Annotated in this window: 21 protein-coding genes and 1 tRNA gene; 16 read left to right on the top strand and 6 right to left on the bottom strand. The window is 43.3% G+C overall.

Annotated elements, in window-relative coordinates:
• The first annotated feature begins 18 nt into the window (after window positions 1-18).
• The 3 genes from purD (at window position 19) to H8B21_RS05470 (ending at window position 3010) form a co-directional block, all read left to right on the top strand.
• Window positions 19-1293 carry a phosphoribosylamine--glycine ligase gene (purD, locus tag H8B21_RS05480; RefSeq protein ID WP_190312741.1) on the top strand — a complete coding sequence of 425 codons (1275 nt, stop codon included), beginning with the start codon at window positions 19-21 and terminating at the stop codon, window positions 1291-1293.
• A gap of 175 nt (window positions 1294-1468) precedes the next feature.
• Window positions 1469-1540: transfer RNA gene (locus H8B21_RS05475), tRNA-Glu, on the top strand.
• Window positions 1541-1792: 252 nt separating this feature from the next.
• On the top strand, window positions 1793-3010 hold the full coding sequence (locus H8B21_RS05470) for a site-specific integrase (RefSeq protein WP_190312740.1): 1218 nt from the start codon (window positions 1793-1795) through the stop codon (window positions 3008-3010).
• 163 nt (window positions 3011-3173) lie between these two features.
• On the opposite strand, the gene H8B21_RS05465 is transcribed toward H8B21_RS05470, so the two are convergent.
• The gene (locus H8B21_RS05465; RefSeq protein ID WP_190312739.1) at window positions 3174-3356 is read right to left on the bottom strand and encodes a hypothetical protein; all 183 of its coding nucleotides are present in this window, start codon (window positions 3354-3356) and stop codon (window positions 3174-3176) included.
• A 20-nt stretch (window positions 3357-3376) separates the two neighbouring features.
• Between H8B21_RS05465 and H8B21_RS05460 the strand changes: the two genes are divergently transcribed.
• From H8B21_RS05460 to H8B21_RS05445, 4 genes are all read left to right on the top strand, one after another.
• A complete protein-coding gene (locus tag H8B21_RS05460; protein ID WP_190312738.1) occupies window positions 3377-4051 on the top strand; it encodes a zeta toxin family protein in 675 nt (224 codons plus the stop codon).
• Window positions 4052-4326: 275 nt separating this feature from the next.
• The gene (locus H8B21_RS05455; RefSeq protein WP_190312737.1) at window positions 4327-4971 is read left to right on the top strand and encodes a hypothetical protein; all 645 of its coding nucleotides are present in this window, start codon (window positions 4327-4329) and stop codon (window positions 4969-4971) included.
• A gap of 176 nt (window positions 4972-5147) precedes the next feature.
• Window positions 5148-5447, top strand: a complete 300-nt coding sequence (locus tag H8B21_RS05450) for a helix-turn-helix domain-containing protein (protein WP_190312736.1) — start codon at window positions 5148-5150, stop codon at window positions 5445-5447.
• Complete coding sequence (locus tag H8B21_RS05445) at window positions 5438-5701, top strand: helix-turn-helix domain-containing protein (RefSeq protein WP_190312735.1); 264 nt, start codon at window positions 5438-5440, stop codon at window positions 5699-5701. Before H8B21_RS05450 ends, H8B21_RS05445 begins: the two co-directional genes overlap by 10 nt.
• Before the next feature lie 23 nt (window positions 5702-5724).
• On the opposite strand, the gene H8B21_RS05440 is transcribed toward H8B21_RS05445, so the two are convergent.
• Window positions 5725-5967 (bottom strand): hypothetical protein, encoded by a 243-nt coding sequence (locus H8B21_RS05440; RefSeq protein ID WP_190312734.1) that lies wholly within the window; start codon window positions 5965-5967, stop codon window positions 5725-5727.
• Window positions 5968-6130: 163 nt separating this feature from the next.
• Here H8B21_RS05440 and H8B21_RS05435 point away from each other — a divergent pair, with 163 nt between their 5' ends.
• The 4 genes from H8B21_RS05435 to H8B21_RS05420 all read left to right on the top strand — a co-directional run bounded on the left by H8B21_RS05435 (window position 6131) and on the right by H8B21_RS05420 (window position 9194).
• Entirely contained in the window at window positions 6131-6538 is a 408-nt protein-coding gene (locus H8B21_RS05435; protein WP_190312733.1) for a hypothetical protein, read from the top strand.
• 150 nt (window positions 6539-6688) lie between these two features.
• The gene (locus H8B21_RS05430; RefSeq protein ID WP_190312732.1) at window positions 6689-7276 is read left to right on the top strand and encodes a BfmA/BtgA family mobilization protein; all 588 of its coding nucleotides are present in this window, start codon (window positions 6689-6691) and stop codon (window positions 7274-7276) included.
• A 2-nt stretch (window positions 7277-7278) separates the two neighbouring features.
• Entirely contained in the window at window positions 7279-8256 is a 978-nt protein-coding gene (locus H8B21_RS05425; RefSeq protein ID WP_190312731.1) for a DUF5712 family protein, read from the top strand.
• A 173-nt stretch (window positions 8257-8429) separates the two neighbouring features.
• Window positions 8430-9194: a HesA/MoeB/ThiF family protein gene (locus tag H8B21_RS05420; protein ID WP_190312730.1), complete on the top strand. Its 765-nt coding sequence runs from the start codon at window positions 8430-8432 to the stop codon at window positions 9192-9194.
• Here H8B21_RS05420 and H8B21_RS05415 read toward each other — a convergent pair.
• Complete coding sequence (locus H8B21_RS05415) at window positions 9191-9940, bottom strand: response regulator transcription factor (protein ID WP_190312729.1); 750 nt, start codon at window positions 9938-9940, stop codon at window positions 9191-9193. The genes H8B21_RS05420 and H8B21_RS05415 overlap by 4 nt on opposite strands.
• Before the next feature lie 161 nt (window positions 9941-10101).
• On the opposite strand from H8B21_RS05415, the gene H8B21_RS05410 reads away from it, so the two are divergent.
• The 5 genes from H8B21_RS05410 to H8B21_RS05390 all read left to right on the top strand — a co-directional run bounded on the left by H8B21_RS05410 (window position 10102) and on the right by H8B21_RS05390 (window position 15201).
• Window positions 10102-10731, top strand: a complete 630-nt coding sequence (locus tag H8B21_RS05410) for a hypothetical protein (protein ID WP_190312728.1) — start codon at window positions 10102-10104, stop codon at window positions 10729-10731.
• A gap of 96 nt (window positions 10732-10827) precedes the next feature.
• Complete coding sequence (locus H8B21_RS05405; protein WP_190312727.1) at window positions 10828-12426, top strand: hypothetical protein; 1599 nt, start codon at window positions 10828-10830, stop codon at window positions 12424-12426.
• Window positions 12427-12500: 74 nt separating this feature from the next.
• The gene (locus H8B21_RS05400; protein WP_190312726.1) at window positions 12501-13076 is read left to right on the top strand and encodes a DUF5025 domain-containing protein; all 576 of its coding nucleotides are present in this window, start codon (window positions 12501-12503) and stop codon (window positions 13074-13076) included.
• A gap of 80 nt (window positions 13077-13156) precedes the next feature.
• Window positions 13157-14218 (top strand): clostripain-related cysteine peptidase, encoded by a 1062-nt coding sequence (locus H8B21_RS05395; RefSeq protein WP_190312725.1) that lies wholly within the window; start codon window positions 13157-13159, stop codon window positions 14216-14218.
• Between the two features lie 374 nt (window positions 14219-14592).
• On the top strand, window positions 14593-15201 hold the full coding sequence (locus tag H8B21_RS05390; protein WP_190312724.1) for a TetR/AcrR family transcriptional regulator: 609 nt from the start codon (window positions 14593-14595) through the stop codon (window positions 15199-15201).
• A gap of 120 nt (window positions 15202-15321) precedes the next feature.
• On the opposite strand, the gene H8B21_RS05385 is transcribed toward H8B21_RS05390, so the two are convergent.
• Genes H8B21_RS05385 through H8B21_RS05375 form a run of 3 tightly spaced genes read right to left on the bottom strand, consistent with a single transcriptional unit; the run spans window position 15322 to window position 17247 of the window.
• Window positions 15322-15849 (bottom strand): hypothetical protein, encoded by a 528-nt coding sequence (locus H8B21_RS05385; RefSeq protein ID WP_190312723.1) that lies wholly within the window; start codon window positions 15847-15849, stop codon window positions 15322-15324.
• Window positions 15850-15858: 9 nt separating this feature from the next.
• Entirely contained in the window at window positions 15859-16842 is a 984-nt protein-coding gene (locus tag H8B21_RS05380; protein WP_190312722.1) for an AAA family ATPase, read from the bottom strand.
• A gap of 24 nt (window positions 16843-16866) precedes the next feature.
• Window positions 16867-17247, bottom strand: a complete 381-nt coding sequence (locus H8B21_RS05375; RefSeq protein ID WP_190312721.1) for a hypothetical protein — start codon at window positions 17245-17247, stop codon at window positions 16867-16869.
• Between the last annotated feature and the right edge of the window lie 262 nt (window positions 17248-17509).

Here is a 17509-nt window from a genome sequence, read left to right as displayed (position 1 = left end):
ATCGGTATCTTTGCTCATATGAATATCTTAATTATTGGTTCGGGCGGCAGGGAATCTGCCTTTGCGTACAAATTATCGAAAAGTCCAAAATTGAATCAACTGTTTATCGCTCCGGGGAATGCGGGGACGAGTCAGTATGGACAAAATGTGAACTTGAAAGTTACTGATTTTGATGGGATAGCATCTTTCGCTATTGAAAATGCTGTTGATATGATTCTAGTGGGACCCGAAGAACCGCTAGTGAAGGGTATTCACGATTATTTTTTAAACCGAGAAGATGTTAAACATATACCTGTCATCGGCCCTCAACAAAAAGGGGCGCAGCTCGAAGGTTCTAAAGATTTCTCGAAGGAATTTATGTTGCGCCATCAAATTCCGACGGCTGCTTATAAATCTTTCGATAAATCTAATCTGGAAGAAGGGTTAACCTATCTGGAGACACAAAAATTACCCGTTGTTTTGAAAGCCGATGGTCTGGCTGCTGGAAAGGGGGTGTTGATTTGTGAAACAATGGAAGACGCTAAAGCGGAGCTAAAGGCGATGATTGCCGATGCGAAATTTGGTGATGCTAGCTCAGTAGTGGTTATCGAAGAATTTTTAAAAGGGATTGAACTTTCCGTCTTTGTACTTACCGACGGTGATTCTTATAAGGTATTGCCCTCAGCTAAGGACTATAAGCGTATTGGCGAAGGTGATACTGGACTGAATACCGGAGGTATGGGATCGATATCACCCGTTCCTTTTGCGAATGAAACTTTTCTTTCCAAAGTGGAAGAGCGCATTATTAAGCCGACAATCGAGGGGTTGAAGAAAGACGAAATTCCGTACAAGGGGTTTATTTTTATTGGCTTGATGAATATAGATGGAGAGCCTTACGTTATCGAATACAATGTCCGTATGGGCGACCCGGAAACTGAATCTGTATTGCCGAGGATTCAGTCTGATTTAGTTGATTTATTGGAAGGGGTAGCAAAAGGCGATTTAGATTCTCGGAATTATACAGTCAGCTCCAAAACAGCTGTAACAGTAGTATTGGTTTCTGGAGGCTATCCGGGAGAGTATGAATCTGGTAAAGAGATTACGAATATCGAGAATGTAGAAGACTCTATTGTTTTTCACGCAGGAACAAAAGAAGTAGATGGGAAGGTTGTTACTGCGGGAGGACGCGTTATCGCTGTCACGACGCTACAAGATAACCTGTTTGATGCACTTCAGCAGGCGACAGCTGATGCCGGAAGAATCTTTTTTGAACGTAAGTATTTTCGAAAAGATATTGGTTTCGACTTGATATAAAATACCTGTTGTTTAGCGTTATTATAGCGGCTTCGGAAATATCATGGATACCGTGTTTTAGGATATATTTCTTAGAAAAAAATAACCTTTTCAAATTCAGTGTATTATAAAATAGGAGGCAAAAATGTTTTGGTGATTTGAATATTGATCTTATATTTGCATCACCAAAAACAATGGCCCGTTCGTCTAGGGGTTAGGACGCAAGATTTTCATTCTTGAAACAGGGGTTCGATTCCCCTACGGGCTACTGATTAAGATATCAAAAGATGATAAAACCCTGCAAATCATACATTTGCAGGGTTTTTTGTTGCTATCAAAACGCCAAAATATGCACCAATTCGCAATAAAAATGAGCGTAATTCGGTGCGTACCAAAAGGCGGAAGCACTACGCACCGAATGGACTATAACCAATTGATAGACAAGATGTTCAATATCTGAACATCTTGACAGCAGGTCACTACATCCTTACTTTTGTTTAACTTTTTAATATCTGTTATCATGAGAGGTAATTACAGCCTGCTTTTCTATCTGAGAAAACAAAAAGTCTACAAGGGTGGCCCCATCGCCATCTACATGCGCATCACCGTCAGCGGAAAACGTGCCGAAATGTCCACCGGGCGTACCATTGATCCCGTTAGGTGGAACGGCCGTGCGGGACGTGCCACCGGAACCAAAGAGGACGCAAGGACATTGAACACCTACCTCGACAGCCTCCAGAACAAGGTAAGTGCTGCCCATCAACTACTGATGAGCGCAGACAGGCCTATCACCGCAGCAGGCCTGCTTGATCAGTTTCTCGGCAGGACAAAAAAGAGCCGTTATCTGATGGAACTGTTCGCCGATCACAACAGAAAGGTGGAAGCGCTGATCGGAAATGGCTTTGAGAACAATACGCTCAAAGGTTACAGGACCTCCGAAAAGCACCTTACAGGTTTTCTCCGGTTCCAATACGGCAAACCGGACATCGAGATCGGCATGCTTGACCACGCCTTCATCACCGGATTTGAATTCTATCTCAGAACCGAATGCAAATGCAGCGGAGTATCCGCCGCCAAATACATCAAGCACCTCAAAAAAATCGTCAACCACTGCCTTGCCAACAGATGGCTGGATGCAAACCCGTTCATCAGTTACAGGTCAACGGCCAAGGCAAAAGAACGGGTGTTCCTTACGCAGGACGAGTTGGAAAGGATGTCTAATAAAAAAATCAGCATCGAGCGGCTTGCACAGGTCATGGACGTATTCCTGTTCTGCTGCTACACCGGCCTTTCCTATGCCGATGTTAAAAAGTTACAGCGCCACGAAGTGGCCAAGGGCATTGACGGTGATCTCTGGATATTCACGGAGAGGAAAAAGACCGACACGGCCAGCCGTATCCCCCTGTTGCCCGGTGCTGCTATCATATTGGAACGATACCAAGACCATCCGGTATGCGTGAATAAAGGGTTGCTCCTACCGGTGCTGACCAACCAGAAGATGAACAGCTACCTGAAAGAGATCGCCGACATCTGCGGCATAGCCAAAACGCTGACCTTCCATATAGCAAGGCATACCTTTGCCACTACGGTCACACTTTCCAACGGTGTACCCATCGAGAGCGTGTCGAAGATGCTGGGACACACCAATATCAAGACTACGCAACACTATGCGAAGATACTGGACATAAAGGTAAGCCGGGACATGGCGATTCTCAAACAGAGACTGGCAGGCATTTGATCCGCACAGAATATGGCGGTACAGGGCAACTTGGCCCTGTGCCGCTTCAAAAAGAAGGAGTATTTAAAGAATGGTTTATTTTAATTAAATTTGTATGACAACATTACAACGACCTATGGGCACACTGTCAAAAGACATACGTTCCAAATCCGTGTTCGAGCTATCAGCGGAGGAGCTGACCGAAAGGTTGCGCGCTACTGCCGAATCCGTCAGACAGGACACGTTCCGCCGGAACGGTTACATCGCCTACTATGACCAAAAAGTCTGTCCGGACACCTCCTATGTGGTGCGTGAATACAGGGACAGAAAAGAGCTGGTCCGGGTAGACAGCGAAGGTATTGGTCACTTTGTCAAAATTCTCTGAACATGTTGCCGGATTATCCCCAGCTACTGATTTTAGCAGGGCCGAATGGAGCGGGCAAGTCCACATTCTCCAAGGATATGTCCAGTCCCGGTGCTTTTATCTTCGATGCCGACAAGGAGATCGCAAGGTTCGAAGCACAGTTTCCCGGCCTTCCGTTTGAGAGCATTGCCTATGCAGTTGACCAGTATTTTCTCGACCAGGTGGACGAGGCCTTGAAGAACCGGACAGACTTTACCATCGAGACGAATTTCAGAGATCCCGGTCTTATCATGGATACGGTGTCCCGCTTCAAAGGCCAAGGCTATACTGTGGGACTTGTCTACATCGGTCTTAGGAGTGTCGAACTGTCGATGGAACGGGTTGCCGCGCGGGTAAAGGCGGGCGGCCATGCTGTCGATGCTGCAAGCATCAGTTACAATTATGAGGAGGGACTGAAGAACCTTTCCTATTTTGCTGGCCGTTTTTATAACGTGGAACTCATCGATGCTTCGGAAGAATCGTACAACTTAAAGTCACTTGTGAGTGTGCAGAACAGGCAGCTTGTCTATCTCAGTGAATACAGGCCTGCTTGGGCGGAGTCTGCTATATCGGGCATACAAAAACACTTCAACCGCCGCTCGCCCCAGCGTGATGATGATACCAGTTACCGCCGTGGGCCTCGGGGGCCACGCCGTTGAAATACCGAGCGGTAACAATGACCTGCCGAACAGATAGCGCATACCGGAGGAGATGTGCTTTTTCCGATACATTCCGCTGAACCGACCGAATAACCTGATTGACAGAAAAATAGGGTATATTTGTTGTTTTATTCAACAACTGGATCGACAAGCTTATGAAAGAATACTTCAAACCCCGTCCCCGTTTCGGGAAAAGAGAGCACCCCTATGACATCGGCAGACCGTTCTCCTGGTGGAAAAGCCATTATGACCGCCATTACCTGAACATTCTATACATGTTGGACGAACGCGAACTGGAAGCCTTTTACCGCTATCATCTCAATTATTTCCTTACCGTAAACGAGGGTGCCGATGAAGAAGAATATTATAACCGGGTCAGAGATATCGCTACGGACGAGCTAACCGCCCTGGTCAGGGAAGGTTGGCAACGTTCCAGGAAACAGCATGAAAGGAACAACGCCCAGAAAATCCGGCTCCGCGCGTTTATTGCCTACCTCGACAGCATAGACCGATGGGACAGCGCAAAGACCCGGGACGAGATCATCACGGCCAAGGAAACGGAGATCAGGAACCTGAAAGATCAGCTGGAGACAACCAAACAGGAGCTCAAAGCTGCAAGGAAACTCGAGACCGAAGATTATATCAATATCAGTAAAGACCATCTCCTTACCTTTATCGACCTTTGCCTGCAATTACAGGAGACAAAATTGTCCGACGGCAGGGAGATGCTCTTTTCACAGACCCAGATCGTCTGGGTAAAGATGATCTGTAAATATTTCCGGGAGGACAACGAAGAGATCAACTTTGAAAGCATACGCCGGTATTTTCCGGGGGATAAACGGAAACCCGGTTCCAAATACGCGCCCGTTCCGGCTAAAATGAAACTTTTCCGCATCGTGGACGCCAAAAAGCGGACCTGACCTTTTCTTTCGTCAGCCTCATACCATTCTAACTTAACCTGTTTGCCATCAATCTGGTGTCCAGCAGGTTATCCCCTTTCCCAACTTAATCCAAATCCCTCCATTTTAACCAAGCGGTTCCGCGTGGTCATGACCGTGCGGTCTTTTTTGGCAGTTTTGAGCCAAAACAGAATACTATGGAGATCATCGATCGCAAAGCCCTTAGCCGGTGCATCAGGGATGCCGTAAGGGCGGAACTACAGGAACATTTCAGACAATCGGGCAGCGGCAAGCCCGAGGAACAGGAGCGGCTATTGTCCAAAAAAGAACTCGCAGAGGAACTCGGCATATCGCTGGTTACCCTTACTGACTGGATGAGAAAGGGCCTTCCCTTCCTGCGCCTGCAAAAGCGAGTGTATTTCAAACGCAGCGAAGTGCTGGCCATTATGCAACAGAAAAACGGTGAGGATGGAAAGGAGGAAAAGCCATGCAGTTAGAACTTATCACAAGGGAAGACCTGAAAGCGTTCAAGGAGGAGTTGCTGGCGGAGATCAGGCAACACATCGGCACAGGACAGCCACAGCACAGACAATGGCTGAAAAGCAGCGAAGTGAGAAAACTGCTGAACATTTCACCAGGAACGCTCCAGAACTTACGGATCAATGGTACGTTGCGCTATACCAAGATCGGCGGGATGATGTACTACCGGCTGGAGGATATCAACAGAATGCTGGAAGGAGGCGAGCAATGAAACGGCAACTCGAACCTACAGCGTTAACAGTGACCTTCGGCGACTGGCTCAGGCGCATGTGCGCGGATGACTGTTTGATGCCGACCCATGTCAGCCTGTTCACTGCACTGCTCATATGCTGGCAGCGCAGCGGCTACTCCAACCCTTTCAACGTGACCCGGAAGACACTGATGGGCTATGCGAAGATCGCTTCCATAGCCACCTACCACAAGTGCATGCGTGAGTTGGATGGGTACGGGTATATCCGTTACCATCCATCCTACCACCCTACCGAGGGGAGCCTGATCTACTGGCCATTTCTTGCGGGCCCATAACGGGTCTGCACCTCGTAAAAAGATTCCCTCTTCAAGGAGACCACGGATCAGGAATGAAAGTCAATACCGGGAAGCAGTCATTAATATGTACAACCAACAATTCCACCGATAGAACATGATACCAACGTACCATGATATCTATATACCGAGATATCTGGATATCAAATATCCAGATATACAGAGTTTCAGATATCCAGCTCATTGTTTATCTGGATATACGATAGGCTATACCAGGGATAGACCCTTTGGCTGGCCTACCTGCCCATCGGTAAACCACTTTAGTGATCCCAGAATTTTGTTGCTCAGTGTGGTTACCCTACCCGCTGAACAACACCGGGCAGGATACCTATGGACAAAGGATCTTCCGCATGAAGATCTTGACTGGAGACCGCCTTACGACGGTCGGATGTCCATCGCTCCGCCCTTGACCCTTCCGGGTCAAAAAGGTCCAATTTTCCCAAAGAAAATCGGAGCAAGCGGAGGTTGGGCAGAGCCTCACCTGCTTGCCTTTACGGTGCCGTAAAGGGCGCTTTGGGAACCCTCCGGGGGTTCCCATGGCCGCCGGTAGCGGCAAAATACAATAAAAAAGAACCCTCCATAGGGTTCGATATATCCAGAAGGCTATATATCCCGCATAGCGGATATACTGCTAAGTAACCAAACGTTTATGCCAATGGAAACAAGGAAGACGGATGCGGAAGCAACATTACGGACGATCAAGTACGACATGCAGACCGCGCAGAAAATGGACAGGATCGCCCTGAAACTCGGACGGCCGAAACGGCTGGTGTTCGTACAGATGGTGGACTATTTCCACCGGAGCAAAAAGGATCCGAAAGACGTCAACGATGAGCTGCTGAAGAACACGCTACTGAAACAGCACAAGGACTACATCGGATTTATCAGGACACAGGAAAACGACCTGCTGATCCCGATCAAGAGGGAAGTTGACCGCATGACCCGAAGCCAGAAGAACATCATTGATTTTTTCAACGGTCTTGCCAAGCATAACAAGATTCTGCTCAGCGCGCAGCAGGAAGTGTTCACTGTGGTAAAAAAACATAACGAGATCCTTGCAGAGACCTCCGCTGCTGTTACGGACTTATCAGACATGCTGGATGCAAAGGAGCAGCTGAAAAAGAAATTCCTGTATATCCTGGAAAATTATATCCGGTCACGGGAAGCCTTCGGGATGATGACCCCGGCAAGGGAAAAGGAAGAGCTCATCCGCCAGACCAGAAAACAGATCGAAGCTTTATAACCATGTACATCAATATCACGGATAAAAAGGAAGCGGCTAATAAAGGCAGCAGCGCAAAGCTCGTTCACTACCTGGAAAAGGAGAACCGCACGGAAAATAAGCTGGAACCGGAACGTTGGTTCAACGGGCAGCGCAGCGATATCGAAGCCTACGAGGTACGCCGCTCGCTGGATGGCAACCGTGCAAAACTCGGCAACCACGAGGCGAAGTTTTTTCTGATCAATATCAGCCCGAGCCAGAAAGAACTGGCTCACCTGAAAGAAAAATATGGAGAGGAGGGTATGAAGGAACAGCTGAAACGGTACGCCGAAAAGGTCATGGACGAATATGCAAAAAACTTCAAGCGTCCTGGCATCAATAGCCACAGGGACCTGATGTGGTTCGCCAAGGTGGAAAACCACCGGTATTATACCCACAAGGACAAAGAAGTACAACAAGGCTCAAAGAAACGGGGCGAGAAAAAGACTGGCAACCAGATGCACATACAGGTCATCGTAAGCCGAAAGGACATTACCGGTAAATTCAAGCTCAGCCCGATGAACAGCTCAAAGGGAAGGAACGTTGAGCACTCCAAAAAGATGGGACAGTTTGACCGCATGGCCTTCAAACAGTGCGGGGAGCGGGTGTTTGACGCACAATTCGGTTTTGAGCGCGGCCTAAAGGATACCCTTGCCTATGCCAATATCAAAAAGAACGGCAGTCTGGCGCAGCGTGAGCAATTGGATATATTGCAACAGGGAGCCGAGAATAACCATAGTAGCAGGTCTCAGGCGAACGAACTTGCCTCCGGTGTGGACCAGGGTCTATTCCATACAACGTCCACTATGCTTGAAACCGTCGGCAGCACGGTATCGGTTTTTTTAGAAATCATGCTGGAAACCGTTCCCGAGCCGGATATTGCCCCAGATACCGTGGACGAGGCCGAAAAGCGAAGGAGGAAACGGAAAAAGCAGGAGGCAAATAGGTCACGGGGTCGTTGATAGAACTCCCTGCGTAATAAAACATGATCTGTTACCTTAGGCAATTCAAGCGATTAAAAAATTGTGCCGTCAGCGCGATATGTTTCAGCTGTCATGCAGGCTAACAGTGGAGGAATTTATAACTACACTTTTGTGTAACGACATAGCCATAGCTCTTTACTAACTTTGCGGTTATGAAGAATCCCGACACAAGGTATATAAGAAATCGCATCTACATCAATGACAGTCAGCAGGAAACTATCAAAAAGACTCCGATACTCATCGCGGGATGTGGGATCGGCAGTGTGATTGCTGAATGTGCCCTCCGGCTCGGGTTTGAGAACCTGACGATCATAGATGGGGATACGGTTGAGGTATCTAACCTGAACAGGCAGAACTTTACGGTGGAGGACATATCGCTCCCGAAAGTTGACTCGATTAAGCAACGGTTGGGAGAGATCAATAGCCACGCATCTGTAAAAACCCATAAATGCTTTGTCACAGAAGAAAATTTGCAAACCCTTATCCAAGGGCATAAAATAGCAGTCAATGCGCTTGATTTTTCGTCCGACATTCCCCTAAAGTTCGACAAGCACTGCCAGGACAATGGTATACCGGTGCTCCATCCGTATAATATCGGCTGGGGAGGGCTTGTAGCTGTAATAACACCGGACGGGACGGGGCTTGATACAATAGCCCGGCCCGGCAGGAAATTCAACGAAATAGAGTTTGTCGAATACGCGCTAAACCATCTCTCGTTTTGGGGCAAACCACAACACTGGGCGACCGAAGTACTGAACAGCTATATTACCGAAGATGGAAGTGTCCCACCTCCTCAATTATCAATCGGATCGTGGCTAGTAGCATCAATGTGTACATCCATACTTTTTGATATTTCTACAAGGGGAGCCATAAAAAAATTTCCCGATTTTTATTTCAGTTCGATAAAGGATTGCTAAAGCAACCTATTGTTTGCTGCGTAAGATATGGCTTCCGAGATATTTGTTACCTTCAGCTTGCTAAACAGTTTTTTGCGGTGGAATTTAATGGTTTCGGGAAAAACAAACGTTTTCTCTGCAATTTCATTAATAGTAAAGCCGCGTATGGAAAGCTGGAGGATCTCCCGCTCCCTATCTGAAAGATTTATTTTTTCGACAGATTTCCACCGGTTGTCCAACAGATCAAACTGAAAGATCTCTTTATCTCCCTGTTTGGTGATTTTTATATTACCTGAACCTCTTTCTGCTGAAAGCGACACTACACAGATTGCCTTCCAAAGCTTTCCGGATTCCGTCAAAAACACCGGAGTCAGTTTATGATGAACCAGAATCTTTTTTCCGTTATCGCTCTTCAGGTGGAAGTCATATGAAATCGTATAATGGGTCCTTTCTTCGATGGGTATCCCCTCAAAAAAGTCAAATCCTATTCTGTTTATCCTGCCTAAAAGATCCAGATCTTCCTCGGTTACATATTTGAAGTAGAAGGCATACCCCATTTCCTTAACTTCCTGAGCAGAATGTCCACATAAGAACAACGGATTTTCTGACATGTATTCAAAAGCCTGCTTTTCGTAGTCGATAACATACACGCTTGTATATGTCGTTCTGGCAAAGGCGTGTAATACCCCCTGATAGTCCGACAATTGGCGAAAATCAATTTCCGACAGCTTCTCTATTTTATTCTTTGAAAAGAAAAATCTATTCATTGCTATTCGAACCTTTTCCCATAAAGTTATATAATTCAATCATGTTCAAATAAACTTCTGTATAGGTTGTCAACAACTTGTTACCCAAAAGTGTAGTTGCAGGAAACTACACTTTTGGGTAATACTATCCATTAGGGTGAAGGTTAACTTTGCAGTCGGTTATGTCAAAAGATACAATTGAAATAAGAAAAATTACTGCTGATCGGTTATTTAATGCCGCAGAGTTTGTTGTGGAGCAGAATTTCACAAGGCATTTGCAAACCGCATTTACCGCAGAGTATTTTGAGCTAGTCCGCACGGTATATGAAGAAGAAATAATACATTTCCACCAATCGTCTTTCTTTGTAGCAGAAAATCACTTTAAGACTATCATCGGTTGTATCAGGACGCTCAAGTGGAACAAAATCGACCAACTTCCCATTGAAAAAGTGTTCGGTTTACATGTTGTTGAACGATGTCACATTCCATCGGATTCCACAGTGTGGCATATCGGGCGGTTTGCAACACGTAAGGGGGCAGGCTCTATTGAGTTATTCAAGCAGTTAATCCTAACCGGCATCTCACCTATTTGTGAAGCCTCCGATTCGATAGTCTTTGCGGAATGTGACACCAAGCTTTTGAGAACCCTTTCGAAGATGGGAATTGCATCGGAGACCATTGGTGAACCGCTCGTTTATTTAGGCTCAGAAACAGTACCGGTGTGTTTAGACGTTAATTCTTTAAGGACGTTTTATGGGATGCATGCGTCACAAAATCGAATTCTTAATATTCCAAATACAGTTTGTGCTTAATCAGAGCGTAAGAATGCTTCTTAAGATTTCGCTTGCAAAAACAGCTTGAAAATTTGGTAATCCTATAGGAGAAATATTTTTTAAAACAATCATATTATGAGAATTAAACATTTACTTTTTCCATTATTAATCAGCGGAGGCGTTTTAATCGGCTGTCAGAAGGATCATTCAACCCCGGTGGAACCGGGGCACACACATGCCGAGCTATCCGCAGATTCTGCCAGAACAGTATTTTCAAAAATTCTATCCAAAGCGGTCTACAACGAACCTGACTTACGAAATTTTATTAAGGTTAAGGCGATGGAGCAATTTGACAATGATTATGATGTATTTTATCCGTTCGTGAAGGACGAGGTCGTAAGCAAAGGCCAAACTTTTCGAGCGATCCTTGAGAAATATAGTGATGATCCTAGTACACTAAACAAGATTGAAGAAGAACTTCCTTTGCTGAATATACTTTTACCAGATTTGACCGCTTTCTTTGAGTTTAGCGCAGATAAGTGGAATTCTGAGGAAAAAGAAATTGCGGTTACTGCTCTAAATCGTAATAATGATCCTCATGTAATTTATGGTAATGGAGAGAGAATGTTCACTCTTGAGCCCAATGAAATTCCAGGCTTTCCCATTTTGGTTGTAAAAAACAGCGAAAGATTAAAGAAAAAGAACGATATAAAAGTAAAAGGTGCGATAGGGAAATCGGATTATGAATTTATAGATAATGCTTTTGATAAGAGGTTAAATACAAAAGCAACTCCCGCAACTTCCACGGAGAACGAGGGAATGATTATGGGAGCTTGGGAAGAGTTCGGTGTAGATCCGCAATATTGGCAGCGAGATTATATATATTACGGAATGTCACATTCTAATCCTAAAGACGGTCAACTTAACCCACAGATTAGAGAGCATATCGAAATGATTAAATTTGAACCTTCGATCCTTTATACTATCTCAGATCAGACGGGCGATCCGTTTCTAAAAGATAAGCATGAACATAAAAGTGATGACAAAAATCCACTTTCATATGATCAGATCAGTAGGGCATTATGGACAGACGGCAATTTCGAGTTCCGTATTTACGTTTCAAAAGGGAAAAGAGACGGCAATAGTGCGGCTGCTCAATCTATTGTAATGAATGTGCATCCAACGGAGATATTCCGCTTCCGAAAAATAAAACACGTAATCAAGAACGGGGGATGGTTTCATCGGGACAGACACACCTACTCCATCGAATCGCGCGATGATATTGAATCTAAATGGTATTTTCCCTACAATGGTGCCGGGTACCCATTAGAAAAATGGGACGTGGCACAGGAGGCTATGAATTTAAATTTTCAGATTTTTGAAAGAGATGATTCTGAAACCATTGAGAAAAGTTACAGCTACAAAAATACGTATGCTAATAGTACCAATTTTAAAATTGACATAGGCCTAGGAAACATAATTAAGCAAATTGTAAAACTAGACCTAGGTTTTGGCTATTCGTCTAATAAATCCACTGAAAAAACGGAATCTACAAAGATAGTGACAACTAAAACTAGTGACGATCTAGGTAGTCTGACGCTCTATTTTTCAGATCCTATACTTCGGACAAATTCTGGTAAAAAGAAAATAGACAATAGTCCATGGTTCTTTTCAGATGCTTATACCATTAGCAATGGCGCAGTTACAATGCAGGTATTGCCGAAAAAACTATAATATTACCTGTTTAATAAACCTACCTCCTGTTCTTAGTTAGTACAGGAGGTAGGTTTGTCTTAAATTTATATTTTATGAAAGCGAAAATCTTATTCTTATTATTAGCGGTTAATCTCCTTTTTGGTTGTAAAAAAGAAGGTGCACCTATAGAGAAAGACGATACATTTTTCGATGGGAAAATCGGATCAACTTTATATGATAGTATTCCAAATGAATTCCGTACCCAAAAACTTATCAGGACAATCCAAGAAAATCCGCTCTATTGCATAATCCTTTCCGATACTTTTGACGAATTGCCGAATGTTTTGGGTCTATCGTCAGTACAAATGCAGATCAATATTTCTAATCCTATGGTAGGCAAAAAGTATACGATTACTGACCTTATTAAAAGTGGCGATATCGAGCACCAAGGTATCGTATGTGATTATATTGAAAGGGTAGCGGTTAATCCAACAAAAACCCAAAAATTAACCTATATCCCTTCTTTGAAAAACCCTGTACACCTGTCGGTCAACCGGGTAGATATGGAGCCTGTTACTAAGTCAAAAATCGTAGAAGGGGAAATCAACGGCTATTTATTCAATACAAATGATTTAAACGACAGCATCCAAGTGGAAGCCACATTCAGAACAAAACAATACAAAAACTGATGGATCACTTAAAATGTTGGATATTAAGCTTAATTCTATCTTCTCTAACCTTCTCATGTAAGAAAGCCGATGATCCCAATATGCCAACGGTTTCAAACATCGTTACTATTCTGTATTTGGAAGCCAACAATGATTTAAAACAGGAAGCACGGAAAGCAATCAATGATCTTGAAAAAGGTTCGTCCAAGCCGGACAATACCACTTCATTGATCCTTGCATATGTGAAGGATAACGATCGATACGGATACCTACTAAAAATTTCTCCGGATAATAACCCACTTAAAATATCAAGCGATACGCTAAAAGTATTCGATGCATCAGACCCGTCCGGTGCAGCCCAGATAAGCAACGTGTTGACTTATATTAGGAGTAATTATCAAGCTAATTATTATAACTTGATACTTTGGTCCCACGGCACTGCCTGGGCTCCCGCAGCACAGTATTCCAGTCAGCCAAAAACACGGTCATTTGGAGAAGATCGGGGAAATCAGATTGATATATTGGACTTGAGGGATGCCCTTCCTATGCATTTTAACTATATCATATTTGACGCATGCTCAATGGCAAGCGTGGAAGTCCTTTTCGAATTCCGAAACAAAGCAAATTATATAATAGCTTCACCTACGGACGTCCTTTCGGATGGTTTTCCCTATCAGAACATATTGCCTCTCATTAATTCAGGCTCAAAAGAGGACGTTAAGAAAATTGCTTCAGCTTATTTTAACTATTATAACGTAAAAACAGGTCTTCATCGGTCAGCCACTATTTCCGTTACAGACCTCTCTAGACTGGAGGCACTTTCGGAATACATCGGTTCTTTAAATCTAGAGGATAGACGTTCATTTAGTACTGTTGGTGTACAACGAATGGATTTTACCCATGGGTTTCCAGTTCCCTTGTACGACTTTGGAGACTTTATATCAAAGAATTACTCATACGAACATATTGCTTCCATAGAAAAACTGCTAGAGGATGCTTTAGTATACAAAAAGAATACACCTGAATTTCTTGGCAATACATTAAATTCGTTTTCAGGGCTTACGCTTTCTGCTTTACCTAAATCTGATCCATATTATCCATATTATGCGAACCTAGAATGGAGCAAGAGAACGAAGATATATTTACCTGAGGAGAAGCCTTAATCTTAATAGGAATAGTTATGGACACCTCTTTTTATCCTATCTAATTTTCTTTTTTTGAATTTTTACAAAAATTGTATAAGCCTTTATTTGAATATTGAAAGCGCTTTATAGGGGGGAAGTTTTAAAGGTGCTTATATGGTTTTACACTTTGACTATTGCAAAAGCGGCTGTACGCCTTCGACCCCGGTAGTAATTTGTATTCTATGCACGAAATCGAAATCCAATATTCAGCCCAGATAGTTGAATTGGCGCCATTGAAGCAGAATGGAAACGCCAAGTTGACCGGATATTATCCTGATTGAAAGCAATTGCTTAAATTTGGGGAAATAGCAACTTTGGTTACTTAGAAAGTTCCACGATAAATTTTTCTTGGTATGGCACATGAAACTCCAAAGCGGATTTATAGAAACCGGTTAACGACCGAACAGAAACTAATTTCGGCGGTAGGCGATGTCCTTCTTAATGGTACCTACCGGGAATTGACCATAACCCATATCGCAGCGGTTGCAGGTTGCCATTCCAAGCAGATCCGTTCATATTTCGGAAGTGTCGGCAATCTTATTGAGATCTATGTACGGGGTAGGGATTTCAGGGCTTCCTACTTGGAAAGGTTAAGGACTGTCTGTGAGGCGCATCCTAGTCGGAATGCAAAGAAACAGATCGCGGCAATACTGGTTGATCATTTTGAATACCTGCTCACCGAAAAGCAACTTAAGGAACTGCTGGTCTGGCACCTCAACGATGCCAAACCGTTCCTGAAGCCGTTGGACGATGCGCGGGAGGCCTGCTTTTCGGAAATGCTTGCACCATATCAGGGAGCGGAAACCGACAAAGTTGACCGGAAACATCTATCCATGGTAGTGGCCGGAATCTATTGGTCGGCTGTTTGGATCGACCGTGGCTATGGCACTTTCTTCGGACTCGAAATCAGTGCTGAGAAAACCAGGTTTGCTGTCGCTAAAGCTGTAGAGCTAGTCTGCTAGGAAAAGTAGCTATGGTACGGCCATCCGTAACAACCATTTGTCTTCAAATCCATTTCCAGTCTGGTTCAAATTCGGGGTTCCCAACTATGGGTTTCACAATCAAGTCCTCCGAAAATGAAGTTAAAGTGATTTAATAACTTCCAGCTCTGCATCATAGGTGGTACTTTTAAGGTACTCCACCCACGAGGCAAGAATATTTAGTTCATTACCACCGATCTTTCTTACATCCCTAAACAGTCTTTTAAAACGCTGGTCGTTTTTGCTATTAGCAGATTTGGACACCTTTTTTAGAGCATCGATCGAATCGGGCAGGTCATACTCCCTAAGGTGCAGGCCAACTTCGTTGACTGCATTTAGTATAAATTGTTCAATTGCAGGATTAATCTGTATGATATAATGAGGTCTACTTTTGTGCTTATGAAGAATCAAACTTCCTTTGGCAAGTACTTCAGTAAACTCCTTTAAATAATCGATCTCCTTTTTGTCCTTATCAATAATACCTAATGCAAAATCATCTGAAAATCTCTCTTTCATGACTTTCGTAACCGTTCCACATCCTTTCTGATGGTTGTAGCCTTTTAGTGGGGAGACCAGTGTTTCAATTAAGTTTGTATCAACATAACACTCCGGAATAATATGTAAATCCATACTGTATTATTAGATATAACTTTCGCTGTTAGTAAATAAATCAACCCCAAACTGATAAATATCATGGAGTTCACTGTCTGCCAAGCGCCTTAGCCGAGTTTCGTGATTTTCGTAGTGCACCATGTACACCGCTAATTCTTCACGGCTGTTCTCCAGAAAGTCATTCAGAATAAAAGGGCTATGAGTTGCAACGAAATACTGGTTATCTTCTTTATGGATCATTTCCTGGGTTATATGTGTCATATAGGGCGGGAATGAATGTGCCTCAGGCTCCTCAAATAATAATACACAATCGTTATTGCTGGCGACTGCTGTTTTGAAAAATATTATTCGTTGCAGGGTGTCGGCGATAGAGTTATAAGGCACAAGAAAAATCTCGTTAGCATCCTCCGCCTGCATAATCTTCAGTGACTGACTAGCTCTGTCGAATACCAGGCTCAATCGATATTCAGCGAATAGCGCCGAAATTTCCTTTTTGAGCACCTCGTCCTTTTCAATCATATTGAACATATTTATTCCAAAAGGAGGGATCAGGTAACGGCTATGCGTCTTGCGCTGTTGCGTATGGGCTTGAAATGAGTATTTGCGTATAGGCGAAACATAATCGTCATTTCTTTTATAACGGACATTTAGCTTATCATCAATAGTATATATACCAAGGTCGAACCCTGTATCAATCTTAATTTGAAGCCCAGTTTCCTTTTCATAAGAGAATTGGACGAAACCTTTATTCGTCTCTATTCTTGCGGGATCGTTATAGTTGCCATTATAAAAAAGTTCGGTTTCACTTTCAAGCCTGATCAATTGAGTTAGAGCTTTTGAAGAGTTTTCTTTTAAAAAGGGTATTGAAAATGATGATAGGGCTTCCAGTATATTGGATTTACCAACATTTGGCCTGCCTATAAATAAATTTATTCGTTTGCAGTCAGTAATTTTACAATCCTTAAGGGATTTAAAATTGCTAATAGATATATCGTGAAGGAAGTTGTTCATGATTTAAAATTTCAATATGGAAAATTATTCTACCTCAAAGCCATATTCCTTGGCCAGTACTTTAACCTGCTTTAGGAACGCTCCAATAGCCTCTGTTTGAGATTCGGGGTATTTGATGCCAATCCTCAGGGTTGACTTTTCCTCATCGCCAATTGTTGGACTTACCGTCTCCTTAGTGCCAGATGCTGATATAGCAGCATCAACAAAAGGGACATATAACTTGAAAAAATTCTTTTTAAGAGCAATGCTAATTTCACTTAGATCGCCCACGTAAATATCCTTTCTATCATTAAGAATATCATACATATTTCTGGGCGAAGTTCCCACTTCATCAGCCAGCCAGGGGGATTTTCTTTTCTGCCTTTTGAGCTCTTTATTTATTTCACTAAAAATATCAACTTTCATACTGCAAATTCGCCATAATGGTGCAGTTCGGTAGTATTATTTCTTGATTTTGTTTTGGATATTCAAAGAAATAATTCGGCTTAAAAGAAATAATTTGTAATAATTTAGGAAATTTTAATACCATTCCGTAGATTTGAATCTGAAATAACAATTCCATCATCGCGAGACGATGATAGATAGTTCTTAAAAAATGATATTTTTGGAACACCTTTGAATATGGTGTTCGCTTATTTGAGCCTCGTCCGCGCAATGTGGTAATTGA

Origin of the sequence: Sphingobacterium chuzhouense (genome assembly GCF_014692525.1) — a bacterium.
In the GTDB taxonomy this organism is placed as follows: Bacteria; Bacteroidota; Bacteroidia; order Sphingobacteriales; family Sphingobacteriaceae; genus Sphingobacterium; species Sphingobacterium chuzhouense.
This window is presented reverse-complemented; position numbering and strand designations above follow the sequence as displayed.